This window comes from Fusobacterium ulcerans ATCC 49185 (genome assembly GCF_900683735.1).
Lineage (GTDB): Bacteria > Fusobacteriota > Fusobacteriia > Fusobacteriales > Fusobacteriaceae > Fusobacterium_A > Fusobacterium_A ulcerans_A.
Genome location: NZ_LR215979.1, coordinates 2,347,380 through 2,362,497, shown reverse-complemented (window position 1 = coordinate 2,362,497; position 15,118 = coordinate 2,347,380). Strand labels below are relative to the sequence as shown.

Below are 15,118 nucleotides of genomic sequence, written 5' to 3'. Positions count from 1 at the left end.
ACCTGAGTGTAAAATGTTACTCAGGTTTTTTTACAAATTTATTGTATAATTCTTTTATTTTAGCAGTAACATATTCTGGAGTTATGAGAGCATATTTTTCATCTCTGGAAAGAGAAGAAATATATAAAGGCATATCTTCAGATTCTACTCCTTGGTGTCTTTCACAAGCATTAGAAAGCCATTCTTTTTTTGAAGCATTTGGACTGAAGATAGCAAAACTTGGAATATCTAAGCTTTGAGCTATATGTCTAGGACCTCCTTCATTTCCAAAAAATAAGTCACAATTAGATAAAAGCATTGCAAGATCCCTAATAGATTTTGTCTTTATATTTGAAAAGACATTGGCATAATCTCCTAAGTTTTTATGAAAAGTTTTTACAAATTTTTCTTCACTAGGAGAGTAATAGAATATAATTTGTACATTTAAATCTTTTATTAGATTTTCAATAATAATTTTCATTTTTTCAGTATCATAAACTTTTTCAGGTCTTCTAGAATTTACAGCACATGCAAATACAGGTTGTGTAAAATCTATTCCAGCTTCTATCATTCTTTTTCTCATCATTTCTTTTTCTTTGGCTGTTATAGAAATAGTATATTGATTGTCATATATCAAGCTGTATTTCTTTTTTAATGGATCTAATAATTTTAGAAATTTTTCCACTTTATCTTTTGCATCCTTGGGTTCTTTTACTTTATGTGTATAGAAAAAACCTCTGTATTTTTTTACTCTTCCTATTCTATATTTACTATTCATGGAAAAAAGAGAAAAAATTTCACTTTTAGGAGTAGACATAATATCAATAATAATATCATATTTTTTTCTTGTGACCTTCCAAACTTTTGAAATATATTTTAATGGATTTTTCTGCTCTTCTCCAGTGATAGGAATAATGTTATCTATATATTTATGGCTTTGAAAAAGTGGACAAATATGTTCATATAGAACATAATCTATCTCAGAGTCAGGAAAAGTTTTTTTTAATGTATTACAGATAACAGAAGACAAAACAGCATCTCCTATTTGTTTAAATCGAATTATTAATATTTTCATAGAAACACCTCATAAAATTGTAAATATCATTTATAATAATAACAAGTTAAGATTAAAATTAGGTAAATATTCAGATAAAATAAATTTAAAATAGCTCTAATATTAGTATTAGTAAAAGATATTTTAAATCCTTTTGAAAAGTTATATGAATAAAAAAGAGTGGTCAACAGACCACTCTAGCTCGTAATTTTTATTCAATTTTTATTTTTCAATTCTATAAAGTGTTTTTATTTCAAATCCTAAAAATTGTTCTGCCACTTTTTTAAACTTTTCTTTATCTCCACTAACAAAGAAATCAATTTTTCCTTTAGTAGTAGAATCAGATAAAAGGTTAGAATTTTTTAGAATCTCATATAGAGCAGCTGATGTTTCTCTTGCTGGGTCAACTATATTTCCACAGAAGTTTCTAGCAATATCTTCTCTTGCTATAGGATAGTGTGTACATCCTAAAACAACTGTATCTACATTTCTAGGGAATTTAGAAATATGATTCTTGATAATAGTTTCTCTGTCTTCAAAAGTTTCCCAACCTGTTTCTATCATAGGACATAATTCTGGACATCCTTCTTGATATACTTTAGCTGATTTTGAATATTTAGCTATTTCATCAGCATAAGCATTTGATGCAGCTGTAAATGGAGTAGATAAAACTCCTATGCACTTATTTGTACTTGTTTCTACAGCTGATTTAGCTCCAGGTGAGATAACACCAATAACAGGAACTGAATATTTTCCCTTTATTAACTCCAGCGAAGCAGCAGTTGCAGTATTGCAGGCAATAACAACAGCTTTGCAGTTATTCATCATGAAAAAATCCATAATATTCAGACAATATCCTTGAATCTCCTTGATTGTCTTTTCACCATAAGGTGCATTACCATTATCACCATAATAGATAATATTTTCATTAGGTAATAATTCAATAATTCTTTTTAATACAGTTGTTCCACCAACTCCAGAGTCAAAGACTCCAATGTTATAGTTTTTTTTCATGATTCAAGCCCCCCTGAAATAAAAATCAAATATTAATATTTATTTATTGAAACATGTTTATAAAGAAAGTTATTACAGCAGCATTTGTAAAGTCTATAAATAGTGCTCCTACAAGAGGTACAATAAAGAAAGCTTTTGTAGAGAAACCATTTACAGATGTAAAAGATTCCATGTTGGCAATAGCTGTTGGTGTAGCTCCCATACCAAATCCACAGTGTCCTGTAACCATTACGGCAGCATCATATTTAGTAGCTATAAATGGAAGTCTCATAACATTGTAAGTTACAAAGTAAGTATATAAGATTACAAATACTGTTTGTACAGCTAATATAATAATCATAGGTACAGCTAGTTCTACTAGCTCCCATAATTTCATTGTCATTAATGCCATTGACAAGAATACAGATAGAGATATACTTCCAACAATATCAATCTCTTTCATAGGAAGAGGTTTTTTAATTGAGTCAGCTATATTTCTTATCAGTGCAGCAACTAGCATAGGTCCGATATATGCTGGAAGAGCTAGTCCACCTTTAATTAACCAACCAGTATGTGCTTTAACAAATGGAGGAATAGAAGCTCCAATTCCCATTGCAACAGCTATAATAATAACAGCATTCAATATTTTTTCTTCTGTTACTTCAACTTTTTCAGCTTTTAAATCAGGATCTTGAGCTTTATTATCTTCACCTTTTAAGTTATGTTTAATCATAAGTCTTCTAGCAACTGGTCCACCAATTAAACATCCCATAACCAATCCATAAGTAGCAGCTGCGAACCCTGCTGTTCTAGCTCCAACTACTCCTAATTCTTCTATTGTAGTTCCAAAAGCTCCAGCAGTACCATGTCCTCCTGTAAGAGGTACAGATCCTACTATAAGACCAAATAACGGATTCATTCCTAGAACTTTAGATAAAGCAACTCCAATTGCGTCTTGACAGATTACCAATCCTGTAGCAACAACTAGGAAGATAGCAACTCCAACTCCCCCTTGAGCTAATAGTTTGAAACTAGCCATAAATCCAACTGTAGTAAAGAACGCTATCATTAAGAAATTTTGAAGTGTTAAATCAAAATCAAAATGGAAAGCATTAGTTTGACGTCCTATAAAAACGAAAATAGAAAAAATCAATCCACTAACAACTGGTGCAGGTATAAAGAATTTTTGTAAAAATTCACTTTTATTCTTTATCCATCTTCCCAAGAAAAGTAAGACTGCAGCTATGGCTAACGTTTCAGCCATGTTAAATTTGTACTCAAACATTTTTGAACCTCCTAAAAATATTTTTGTCATGATACCCTATATTATTAATAGTACCTTATATTTTAAAATAGTCAATAGCTATTACAATATACTAAAATAATGATGAAAATATATAAAAAAAATAATATGTAGCTGATTATTTTTTTTAGAATAGTTAAAAAATAAAAAATATAGTTTTTTTTAAATATATACTTTTCTAAAAAAAAACATTTTACATATAAAATAAAACACTTATACTGAAATAGAAATAATTTTATTAGAAAAGAGAATGAAAAGAATAATTATGATTCATAAAATATATGATAAATATTCAGAAAAAGTAAAAAAATTCATAAATTAAAAAAACAGAAAAATTTTTTCATTTTTCTCTGTTTCCTTAAAATATTCAATATTTTTGTCCAATATATAATACAAATTTTCTTTAAAAGGAATTAAAAATATTTTTTATGAAAATATTACAAATAAAAAATGGAATTGACATTTTTTAAAAATGAATATACAATAAAAGTTGTTTGCTTTATTTTGTGTTTAAATAAATTTTTTTATACACTGTTTTAATTTATGTAATTATTTAAAAAAAGAAAACTATTTAAGTGATTGAAATGTGATGAAAAAATGTTTGAAAACTTTAGAGATTTTAAGTAATTTCAAATCTAGTAAATTATTTTTATACCACTTTTTATACAAGAAATATTTAATGGAAAACTTGGTCCAGGCTCACCATCAATATCTGTAACAATAGACTTATCTTTACAAGATACTTTAAGATATGAAGTTCTAAAATGAATAAAACTTCCAGGTATCTCAAGATGTTCACTCTTAAAAAATTGAAATAGGGAAGTAAGAGTTTTTGTAAGAGTATCCCCTTTTACAATTATTATATCTAAAAGTCCATCATCTATTTCACTTTTGTAAGCAATATTGATATTTCCTGCTGTTCTTCCATTAAAAGCAAAAAATATAAGGGCACTTCCATCATAGTTGAATTCAGATGATTCTACAGAAATATTCATTTTTTTAAATGTAGGAAGTTCCATAATACCATTAAAATAATATGCTAATTTTCCAATAGTATTTTTTAAATGGGTAGGAGTTTTTTGAGAAATATCAGTAAAAAGTCCATAACTGAATACATTAATAAAATATTTACCATTGGCAAAACCTAAATCTACATTTTTTGGAGTTCCTTTTAATATTTTTTTACATGAATCTTCAATATTAGAAGACATTCCGATATGTTTAGCAAAGTCATTTGCTGTTCCAACAGGAAGGATAGCAAGTGGCAGATCAATATTTTTGTTCTTTATAATATTTACAACTTGATTGATAGTACCATCTCCACCAGCAGCTAAAATATGATCATAACTTTCATCTAAGGTTGTGAAGGCATTTTCCAATGGAGTGTTCATACTTATTCTAAATGGGACTATTTCTAGAGATTGTTGTTGGTAAAGGTGAATAATAGTATCAAGATGTTTTAAAATTTCATTTTCACCTGAAAAGGGGTTGTAAATAAATTTAACTTTTTTCATAGTAGAACTCCTTTTTTAACTTTTAATGTTTATTATATAATTTTAGTTTAACAGATATAGCAGAAAAATTCTAGCTATAAAAGTTTGAAAATATAAAGATTTTAATAAAAAATACATGGGGGAAAGATGCAGAAAATTATAATTGATGGAGTTTTAAGAAAGGTTGTATATGATACTGAAGCAAAAACATATACTAAGACAATAAAATTAAAATGGAAAAAGAAAATAAAATGTATTTTAGGTTTAAGAAAATATCCTGGAGAAAATATAAAATATATTGCTGAACTATTTCAAAAAAATGGGATTAGAACCTTTAATGTGCTTGAATATTCAAAATATTCAGTAATAACTAGCGAAATAGAAGGCAGAAGTTTAATGGATGAAATATTGACAATTAAAAATAAAGAAAAAGTTCAAATCTTAATAAATAAATTTATTGACATAGTTTCTAAGATTATAAATTTGGATGTGTATTATGGGGATTTTAATTTTAATAATTTCATAGTTTCCAATGGAGAGATATATGCAATAGACTTAGAAGATTACAGAAAAGATTTTCTTACTAAGTTTAGAAAAAAATCTACTATGAAGAGATTGAAAAGACAACTTTTAGAAAGTGGAGAAATTCTTGAGAAAATGAATGAATATTTAAACGGAAAAGAAACTTATGAAAAGATAAGAGAAAGAGTAGAAAAAAATAAGTAAATATATTTTAAATATGATATAATTTTCTTGATAGTTATAATAAACTTGGAGGAAATTATGGATAAATTAAGAAAATTACAGTTAGTAGAAAAAGATTGTTTAGATTTTTTTGTGAAAATATGTGAAGAAAATAATCTTGAATATATATTAGACTTTGGAACTTTATTAGGTGCGGCAAGACATAAAGGATTTATTCCATGGGATGATGATGTTGACTTGGGAATGCCTAGAGAGGATTATAAAAAATTTTTAAAGATATATGATAAATATACAAATAATGGAAGATTTTCTTTAGAAACATATAAAAGAGGAGCTTTCTATAAATTGAAAGATAATAATCACTATATATTAAATGAAGATGGAAGTAAATCAGAAATTGATATTGATATCTTTCCTTTAGATTATTATGATGATGTAGAAAAAGTAAATTTTCTGAATGGATATTTAGAATTAAGTAAAGATAGAAGCTCTCTATGGAGAAAATGGAAAACTCATTTTAAAAGAGAGATACATTTAAAAATATTATCAAATGGCTTTTTTAAAAAAAGATTTATTTCAAAAACTAAAGGACCATATATAGGAAGAGGAGTGGAAACTGGATTTAAAATTAAATTGAATCCTGTAGAAAAGTTCTTTCCTTTAACAGAAATTGAATTTGAAGACAGAAAATATAAAGCACCAAAAGATTATGATAATTTTCTTACATTATTATATGGTGACTATATGACTCCACCTGAAAATCCTAAACCTTTACATCATAAACATATTAAAGATATAATAAAAATTGAAAAATAAATAGGAACTACAGAAATAACTATACTTCAAAGTTGAGGAATAGTTATTTTTTTTATTTCTAAAGTAAACCTGTAAAAAAATAAAAATTTTCAGGTTTTTAGACTAAAAAAGGTAATTGACTTTTTTAGATTTAAATTATAAAATTATCTGGTTATATATTTGGGTTTAAGAAAGTAATTAAATATAAATATAGTAATTTTAATTAATAAATATTTAATTTCAATATTTGTAATATAATCTTAATTTAAATATAGAAAGAAATATTAAATTTTAAATAAAATCTATAAAAAATAATGAGGGAAAGAAAAAATGAGAGAAAAGGATGTAGTTATTTATAGTGCAAAAAAGAAGACATATACTAAAATAATAAAACCTAGATTAAAAAAACAATTAAAGTATTTTTTTAAATTAAGGAGATATCCAGGAGAAAATATTAAATATATTACTGATATATTTAATAAAAATGGAATAAAAACTTTTGAAGTATTAAAATATTCAAAATATATAGTAGTAACCAAAGAAATAGAAGGTAAAAGTTTAATGGATGAGATTATAAATAATAATGATAAGAGATATGTAAAGACATTAATAGAGAAATATATAGAAACGGTAACTAAAATTATAGAATTAGGAGTATATTTTGGAGACTTTAACTTTGGTAATTTTATAGTTTCTAATGGAGAAATATATGCAATAGATTTAGAAGACTATAGAAAAGATTTTCTTACTAGATTTAGAAGAAAACCAATGATGAAGAGATTAAAAAGAGAATTAAAAGGAAGAGAAGAAATTTTAAATAGAATGAATGAATATTTTAATGGTGAGAAAATATATCAGCAAATAAAAGAAAAAATTAAAAATAAATAGGAACTACAAAAATAACTATACTTCAAAATTGAGGGATAGTTATTTTTTTATGTCAAAGCTAAATATAATAAAAAATGAAAATTTTTCTGGTTTTTAGATAAAAATATATTATTAAAGTGATCAATATATGATATAATTGTGTGTAAGAATGTTGAAAAATATTTTTGGGTTAAATGAAAATTGGGAGAGAAATTTATGTTGAAGAAAATAAATAGAGTATTTCAAGATTGCATGAGAGAGAAAAGATTGAAGATAGGAAGATATTTATATGATAAAAAAAAGGATAAAGAAGAGATAAAATCAGGAAATTTTATTGAAAATAATAATATAAAAAAAATATTATTTATGAGATATGATGGAAAAATAGGAGATATGGTAATAAATACCTTGATGTTTAGAGAAATAAAGAAAAAGTATCCACATATAAAAATAGGAGTAGTAACGAAAGGTGGAGCAAGAGCAATAATAGAAAATAATCCAAATGTAGATAAAATATATGAATATCAAAAAGATAGAAAAAGTATAAAAAAATTAGCTTCTAAAATAACAGAAGAAAAATATGATTTAGTAATAGATTTTTCAGAAGTATTGAGAGTAAATCAAATGATGTTAATAAATTTGTGTAGAGCAAGATTTAATATGGGATTAAATAAAGAAGAGTGGAGTCTATTTGATATATCATATTCAAAACCAGAAGGATATGTTCATATAACTGAAATATATAGAGGTATATTAGAAAAAATAGGAATAACAGATATCAATATTAATTATGAGTTATTTTTTACTGAGGAGCAAAAGGGTAAAGTTAATGATTTATTAAAAAGTATAAATCATAAAAAAATAATTGTATTTAATCCATTTGCAGCAAGTAAACATAGAGACCTAAATTTAGAAAACATATTAAAAATAGGAAAAATAGTTCTTGAAGATGAAAATAATATTTTGATTTTTATAGGAGAAAAAATAAGAAAGAAAGAACTTGAAAATGTAATAAAAGAATTAGGAAAAGAAGCAGTTTTTCCAGAATTAGAAAATATAATGGAGACATCATATTTAATAAGCAAAGCTGATTTAGTAATAACACCAGATACATCAATAGTACATATAGCAGCAGCTTTTAAAAGAAAATTGATAGCAATTTATAGATTGGATAATAAAAAAGAAAATGAAATAAATAGATATTTATGGGCACCTAATTATGAAGGATCTGTACAAATATTTTCTAAAGATTTGGAAGTAAAAAATGGAGAAGAAGCAGATATAAATAAATTTGATATGCAAGAACTTGAAAATGAGGTAAGAAAATATCTTAGGAAGCAGGAGAAAATATGAGTAAAAGCAGAGGTTTTTTTATAAGATTAGCAGGAATGAAGAAAAAAGAAAAAGATATAGAGTTAAAAAGTATAAGAAGAATATTAATTCCTGGTGGAAGAATAGGAGATATGGTATGTGAAACACCATTGATCAGAGAATTGCATGATTTTTTTCCAGAGGCAGAAATAGATGTTTATCTAGATAAGATAGTAACACCATTGTTTAAAAATTGTCCCTACTTAAATGTTATAGAAACAAAAAGGGGAAGCAGATTTGTACATAGAGTGAAAATATTAAGAATTTTATCTTCTTGGTATGATGCACTGTTAAAAAGGAAAAAGTATGATCTATATTTTGATTTTACTAGTGGATTAAGATTTTATAGCATATTTGCTTTGAAAATAATGAAACCAAGATATAGTGTGGGAGTATTTAGAGAAGAAAAACATGGAATAAAAAAAGATGAATTAACTATTTTTGATAGATATATAGAAACAAAAAAAAGTAATCATATGAGAGATATTAGTTTAGCAGGAATAGAAGCATTAGGGAAGAAAGTAGAGAATAGAAAATATGAATTATTTTTAGGAGAAACAGAAGAAAAGTATAAGGATTATTTTCCTAAAGAAAATATAAATATAATTTTTAATTATACAGGTGGAAATATAAAGAAAAATTTATCAATAGAAGAAGTGAAAGAAAGTTGTAAAAAACTTATAGAAATAAATGAAAAAATAATTGTATATGTGATGGCGCTGCCAGATAAATATGAAGAATTAGAAAAAGAGATAAAAAAGTGGAATGAAGAGAGAATAAAAATTTGTGAAAAAACAGAAGATATATTAGAAGCAGCAGCAATGATAAAATACACAAATATATTGGTAAGTGTAGATACTGGAGTGGTACATATAGCTTCAGCATATAATATACCAGTAATTTCAATATTTCCAGATAATGAAAACAGTATAGAATATTTTTCACCAAAATCAGAATTGAGTTATGTAATAAAGTGTAAAGACAGAAGATGGATAAAAGATTTTGATAAAGAAGAAATGAAAAGAGATATTAAAGAAATAATAGATAAATTAAAATGGAAGGTATAAATGAAAAAGAAAGTCATATTCAGAAGTGGAAGTTTAAGAATGGGAGGACTTGAAAGAGTCTTAATAGAAGTTCTTCAAACTATTGATAAAGAAAAATTTGATATTTATCTTGTGATAGATGATGATTGTGGAAAAGAAAATATATTTGAAAGAGATATACCAAAAGATATACAATATTTTTTCCTAAAACCAGAAAAACTCATAAGAGAAACAGAAAAATATAAAGTAAGAAAGAAAAATATTGCGTATAAGTTGATGTATAATTTGATGATGGAAAAAGAAAATAGAATTATGTATAAGAATATGCAGCAGATATTAAAAAAACTTGGAGAAATAGATATCGTAATAGATTTTGATGGAGGAGCTTCAAAGTATATAGAAAAATTAGACATCAAAAAGAAAATAGTGTGGATTCATAATTCTATACCTAATTTAAAGAAAAAAGAAGGCAAGATAAAAAGATTTGGGAAAAGATTAGAAAAATATGACAGAGTAGTAGCTATATGCGATGAAATGAAAGAAGAAATAGAAAATATATATCCAACTTTGAAAGGAAAAGTCAACAGAATATATAATCCGTTTAATTTTGAAAGAATAGAGAAGCTGATGGAAGATAAAAGTGAACTGACAAAAGAACAGATAAAAATGTTAGAAGAAGATTATTGTATTGCCATATCAAGGTTAGATGTTATTCAAAAAGATTATGATACTCTTCTAAAGAGTTTTAAAATACTAAAAGATAAAGGTATAGAACAAAAGCTGTATATTATAGGGGATGGACCTTCTAAAAAAATAATAGAAGAATGGATAAAAGAATATCAGTTAGAAAATTTAGTATTTTTATTAGGAAGAATGAAAAACCCATATGTATGGCTGAAAAATTCTAATTTTTTTATACATAGTTCAAAATTTGAGGGATTTGGATTAGTATTAGTTGAAGCAGGGTATTCAGGAAAAGTAGTAATTTCTTCAAGATGCCCAGTAGGTCCAAGAGATATTTTAAAAGAAGGAAAATGTGGAATTTTATTTGAGGTTGGAAATGAAGAAGAACTTGCTGATAGTATAGAGAAAATTTTAAAAAATCAAGAATTAAAAAAAGAATATGAAAATTTAATAAAAGAGAGAGTAAAAGAATTTGACAGTAAAAATGTGATGAAAGAATATGAAAAATTAATAGAAGAAATTTAGAACAGAGGATAATTAAGATGATAAAAAATGAAAAGTATAAAGAATATAATATATATTATCCAGAAAAAGAAATATTTTATAAAGAGTTAGGAAAGAAAATAGTTGATAAGCAGTATGAAAAATTAGAAGTTTACAAAAATACAGAAAGAAATTATGTAGTAAAAATAGAAGTAGAAGGAAAGAAGTATATATTAAAATCACCTAAATCAGAAACTATAATACCTCAAAGAAAAATACAAACTTTAATAAAAAATGGAGAGGCATTGAATACTTTGATAAATGTGAGAGAAAGAATAAAAGAAGGAATTACAGAATATGCAGTTCCATTTTTAGTTATTGTAAAGAAAAAGATTTTTATAAAAGAAAGTTACATATTAATGGAATGTGTAGATGGAGAGCCAATAAAAACTATTGCAGATATAGATAAGATAATGAAAATAATTAATAAATTACATAAAGAAAAAATATATCATGGAGATTTAAATACTTCAAATTTTATAAAAACTAAAAATGGAATAAAAATAATAGATACTCAAGGGAAAAAGGAAAAGTATTTTTATTTTAAGAGATGGAATGATCTTTTTATAATGAAGAATGATTTATTGGTAATAGAAAAAGAATATAAAGTAGAAGAAAGATATTATAAAAAAAACAAGGATTTTTCATACTATGTAATTTTACTTATAAGAAAAATAAAAAAACTAAAATTTATAGAATGGATAAAATCTAAAAAGAAAGAATTGAGAAAAAAAGGATGGAGGATATAAAATGACTAATTTCTCTGAAAGAAGCAATAAAAGATTAAAGGAATGGAAGATATAGGTGAAGAAAAAATACTATTTGAAGAAGTCATATATAAAAAATCTGTTGAATATGTATATAACAAGATTTTTTTTAATTTTATTTTTTATAAAGAAAAAGAATCCAGAAAAAATTTTGATAAAAATTTCCGATGGAATAGGAGACATAGTAATAAGAAGTAGATTATCAGAAAAATTAATAGAAAAATTTGGAAAAGATAAAGTCTATTTTTTAATGCAAGAAAACTATAAACAATTAGGAGAAATATTAGATTATAAGGTAATAGGAATTTCAAAAGTGGAAAAATATAATTTATTAAAAAGAATAAGAAAGTTTTTAGAAATAAATAGATTAGGAATAAAAATATTTGTTAATCTTGAATATGCAAATGATAGTGTAGTAGGGAATATAATATCTAAGGAAAGAATAGGAATTTTAGATACAGACCCAGCAGTGAGAATTTATAATAAATTTTATACAAAAGTAATTGAGTTAAATAGAACTGAAAAAATATTAAGTCAAATAAGGACTATAGGAGAAGGTATACTTGAAAAAAAATTGAGGGAAGACGAATTAATTCCAGATTTAAAAATAAATACAAATTTAAAAAATGAAGGAATAGTTATAGCAGTAGGATCAACTTCAAGAGAAAAAGTATGTAGTCCATATAGGATGTTAGAATATATAAAAGAAATAAAAAAGGAATTTCCAGAAGAAGAAATATATTTAGTAGGAAACGGTAAATTACAGTTAGAATATGCAGAATATTTAATGGAAAGTTTAAAAGGAATTAAAATAATAAATTTGGTGAATAAAACAAATTTAAAAGAAGTATTTGAAATAATTGCAGATTCTAGATTATTTATAGGATTTGATTCAGGTTTGTATAACTATAGTTATTCATCAAGAAAAAAAACAATAGCATTATTTAAAGATTTAAATAATCCATTTAAACATGAAGCAGATTGGGTAAAAATTTTAGGACCAGAAAAAGAAAGAATGGATGATTTTGAAGATAAAAATTATCCAAATAAAGAAATAAATAATATATCTATAAAAAGTTTTAAAAAAGCTTTGGAAGAAATTAAAGAATATTAATGAAATCATTTAAATGATAAAGAATGATAAGGAAAATAGAAAAATATAATAATAAAAAATATAAATAGAGGGAAAAAATGAAAAAAATAAAAGTTGGACTTTTAGTTGAAGAATTTTATGATAAAGATTTAGGTGGGTTTGGAGGATATGGGATTCTAGCTAAGGAATATATTACTAAATATTTACCTTCAGAAGATATAGAAATAGAAGTTATAATAGGCAGCAATTCAAAAAAAGAATCAAAAACAATAATAAGAGATGGAATAAAAATACACTATTTACCTAAAAATTGGTCTAGTAAATTTGATATTGATTTCATATATTTATCAAAAGTAAAAAAATTTTTTAAAGAACAAAAATTTGATATATATATGAGCATAGAAATGAGCAAAATAGCTTATGAAGTTTTGAAAAGAGAAGAAAGCAAAAAATTAATACTTTGGATTCAGGATCCTAGACCTAGGTATGATTGGGAAGAGATAAAAAGTGTTACATTATCAAATGAATATAATAGTTATTTAAATTATTATTCTAAATGGGAAGAAAAAATACAAAAATTATTAAATAAACTAAATATGGAAAATAGACTTATATTAATATCTCAAGGAAAATATTTAAAGAAAAAAGCAATAGATCTCTACAAGTTGCCTAAAAATGTTAAAATAAAATATTTTTCAAATCCAGTAGAAATACAAAATAACATTGATTTTAATTTAAAAAAAGATTCAGTTGTATTTTTAGGAAGATTAACTTCAGTAAAGAGACCATGGATATATTTTGAATTAGCAAAATTTTTTCCAGAAAAAACATTCTATGTTTGTGGACAAGGTAATGAAATAAATGAAATATTAGAAAAATATAAAGGAATAGAAAATTTGAAATTTATGGGGCATGTTTCAGGAGAACAAAAAGAAAAATTACTAAAAGAAGCTAAAGTACTTGTAAATACATCAATACATGAAGCAATACCAGTTTCTTTTTTAGAAGCAATATCATATGGATTAAAAATATTAAGTTGTCAAAATCCAGATGATATAACTAAGAATAATGGATATTTTACAGGAACAGTTTTAGGAGATGGATTTGATAAATTAGAAGAGTTTCAAAATGGGTTAAAATATTGTTTTGATAATTATAATAAACTTGAAATTCTAGAATCTGTGAATAAGATAAAGGAAAATCATAATCTTTTTAAATTTATAGAAGAGGGAAGAAAACTTATAAAAAATGGAGTAAAAAATGAAAGAAATTAATTTAACTATAGCAGTAGCAATATATAATATAGAAAAATATCTTCCTAAATGCTTAGAAAGTTTATTAAATCAGAGTGTAAAAAATGATTATGAAATTTTATTGATTAATGATGGCTCAACAGATGAGTCTTTAAAAATATGTGAAGAATTCTTAAAGAAAGGATTAAAAGCAGAAATAGTAACAAAAAAAAATGAAGGATTGAGTAGTGTCAGAAATTTAGCAGCGAATAAAGCTAAAGGAAAATATATATTTTTTATTGATGGAGATGACTGGATAGAAAAAAATACTATTGAAACAATTTTCAGTAATATAAAAGGGTTTGATATGTTGATTTTTGGATTTAATTGGATTTTTGCAGAAAAATTGACAGTAGATTTAAGATTTCAAAAAGATGAAATATTTGATAAAAATATAGAAAATGAAATATTTAGAAATAATATTAATACGGCTGTATGGAATAAAGTTTTTAAAAGAGAAATAATTATAAAGAATAATTTAAAATTTCCAGAACTAAAAGGGGCAGAAGATTATCTTTTTATTTATGAATATTTATTAAGGTGCCAAAAAGTAAAAAAAATATCTATTTCACTATATAATTATAATCAAAGAGAAAACAGTCTTTCTAATGAAAAAAAAGAATATTATTATTTGAATACTTTAAAAGTTTATGAAGAACTAATAAAAAGAAATAAGAAACAGGATATTTATTTTATAAAATATATTTTAGAAAACTATGTTTACTTAATAAGAGAATATAATAAAAAATTAAAAAATATAGAAATAGAAGAATTAAGGAAAAATATAGAGAATTTTTTAAAAATAAAAAAAATAGTTTTTAACAAAGAAATAAGATTAAAAACTAAAATAAGATATTTGAAATTAAAAAAGGTTGGATTTAATAATGAGATTATTTGAAATCAATTTAAAAAATAAAGATAAATTTTTAAAATATTCAATGATTATATTTTTATTGATTCTAGTATTTGGAACCAAGGGATTATTATTACTGGGAATAATTCCTTTAAGTTATTTTATTTATAGGAAAAAAGATATAACTGGAATAGAAATTATAAATTTGTTTGAACAAGGAGCTTTTTATAAATTTTTTGTAAGCTTAATATATGAATATGGGAATATGAGAAATGAAAGT

Annotated in this window: 14 protein-coding genes; 10 read left to right on the top strand and 4 right to left on the bottom strand. The window is 24.2% G+C overall.

Annotated elements, in window-relative coordinates; genetic code table 11:
* Positions 1-16: 16 nt before the first annotated feature.
* From E0E45_RS10560 to E0E45_RS10545, 4 genes are all read right to left on the bottom strand, one after another.
* Positions 17-1,054, bottom strand: a complete 1,038-nt coding sequence (locus tag E0E45_RS10560; RefSeq protein ID WP_130891126.1) for a glycosyltransferase family 9 protein — start codon at positions 1,052-1,054, stop codon at positions 17-19.
* A 201-nt stretch (positions 1,055-1,255) separates the two neighbouring features.
* Positions 1,256-2,047 (bottom strand): glutamate racemase, encoded by a 792-nt coding sequence (gene murI / locus E0E45_RS10555; RefSeq protein ID WP_130891125.1) that lies wholly within the window; start codon positions 2,045-2,047, stop codon positions 1,256-1,258.
* Positions 2,048-2,090: 43 nt separating this feature from the next.
* The gene (gene gltS, locus E0E45_RS10550) at positions 2,091-3,311 is read right to left on the bottom strand and encodes a sodium/glutamate symporter (protein ID WP_130891124.1); all 1,221 of its coding nucleotides are present in this window, start codon (positions 3,309-3,311) and stop codon (positions 2,091-2,093) included.
* A gap of 653 nt (positions 3,312-3,964) precedes the next feature.
* Positions 3,965-4,843 carry a YegS/Rv2252/BmrU family lipid kinase gene (locus tag E0E45_RS10545; protein ID WP_130891123.1) on the bottom strand — a complete coding sequence of 293 codons (879 nt, stop codon included), beginning with the start codon at positions 4,841-4,843 and terminating at the stop codon, positions 3,965-3,967.
* A gap of 126 nt (positions 4,844-4,969) precedes the next feature.
* On the opposite strand from E0E45_RS10545, the gene E0E45_RS10540 reads away from it, so the two are divergent.
* The 10 genes from E0E45_RS10540 (at position 4,970) to E0E45_RS10495 (ending at position 14,883) form a co-directional block, all read left to right on the top strand.
* On the top strand, positions 4,970-5,548 hold the full coding sequence (locus E0E45_RS10540) for a hypothetical protein (protein ID WP_130891122.1): 579 nt from the start codon (positions 4,970-4,972) through the stop codon (positions 5,546-5,548).
* Positions 5,549-5,605: 57 nt separating this feature from the next.
* Positions 5,606-6,343, top strand: a complete 738-nt coding sequence (locus tag E0E45_RS10535) for a LicD family protein (RefSeq protein ID WP_130891121.1) — start codon at positions 5,606-5,608, stop codon at positions 6,341-6,343.
* 309 nt (positions 6,344-6,652) lie between these two features.
* Positions 6,653-7,210 carry a hypothetical protein gene (locus tag E0E45_RS10530; protein ID WP_130891120.1) on the top strand — a complete coding sequence of 186 codons (558 nt, stop codon included), beginning with the start codon at positions 6,653-6,655 and terminating at the stop codon, positions 7,208-7,210.
* A 195-nt stretch (positions 7,211-7,405) separates the two neighbouring features.
* Positions 7,406-8,542, top strand: a complete 1,137-nt coding sequence (locus E0E45_RS10525) for a glycosyltransferase family 9 protein (protein WP_130891119.1) — start codon at positions 7,406-7,408, stop codon at positions 8,540-8,542.
* On the top strand, positions 8,539-9,627 hold the full coding sequence (locus E0E45_RS10520; RefSeq protein WP_130891118.1) for a glycosyltransferase family 9 protein: 1,089 nt from the start codon (positions 8,539-8,541) through the stop codon (positions 9,625-9,627). Before E0E45_RS10525 ends, E0E45_RS10520 begins: the two co-directional genes overlap by 4 nt.
* On the top strand, positions 9,628-10,815 hold the full coding sequence (locus E0E45_RS10515) for a glycosyltransferase (protein WP_130891117.1): 1,188 nt from the start codon (positions 9,628-9,630) through the stop codon (positions 10,813-10,815). It begins immediately after the preceding gene.
* Between the two features lie 17 nt (positions 10,816-10,832).
* Complete coding sequence (locus E0E45_RS10510) at positions 10,833-11,582, top strand: lipopolysaccharide core heptose(II) kinase RfaY (protein ID WP_130891116.1); 750 nt, start codon at positions 10,833-10,835, stop codon at positions 11,580-11,582.
* Positions 11,583-11,751: 169 nt separating this feature from the next.
* On the top strand, positions 11,752-12,714 hold the full coding sequence (locus tag E0E45_RS10505) for a glycosyltransferase family 9 protein (protein ID WP_172604184.1): 963 nt from the start codon (positions 11,752-11,754) through the stop codon (positions 12,712-12,714).
* A 77-nt stretch (positions 12,715-12,791) separates the two neighbouring features.
* On the top strand, positions 12,792-13,967 hold the full coding sequence (locus E0E45_RS10500) for a glycosyltransferase family 4 protein (RefSeq protein WP_130891114.1): 1,176 nt from the start codon (positions 12,792-12,794) through the stop codon (positions 13,965-13,967).
* Positions 13,954-14,883 carry a glycosyltransferase gene (locus E0E45_RS10495; protein ID WP_130891113.1) on the top strand — a complete coding sequence of 310 codons (930 nt, stop codon included), beginning with the start codon at positions 13,954-13,956 and terminating at the stop codon, positions 14,881-14,883. The genes E0E45_RS10500 and E0E45_RS10495 overlap by 14 nt, the downstream gene beginning before the upstream one ends.
* Positions 14,884-15,118 lie beyond the last annotated feature (235 nt).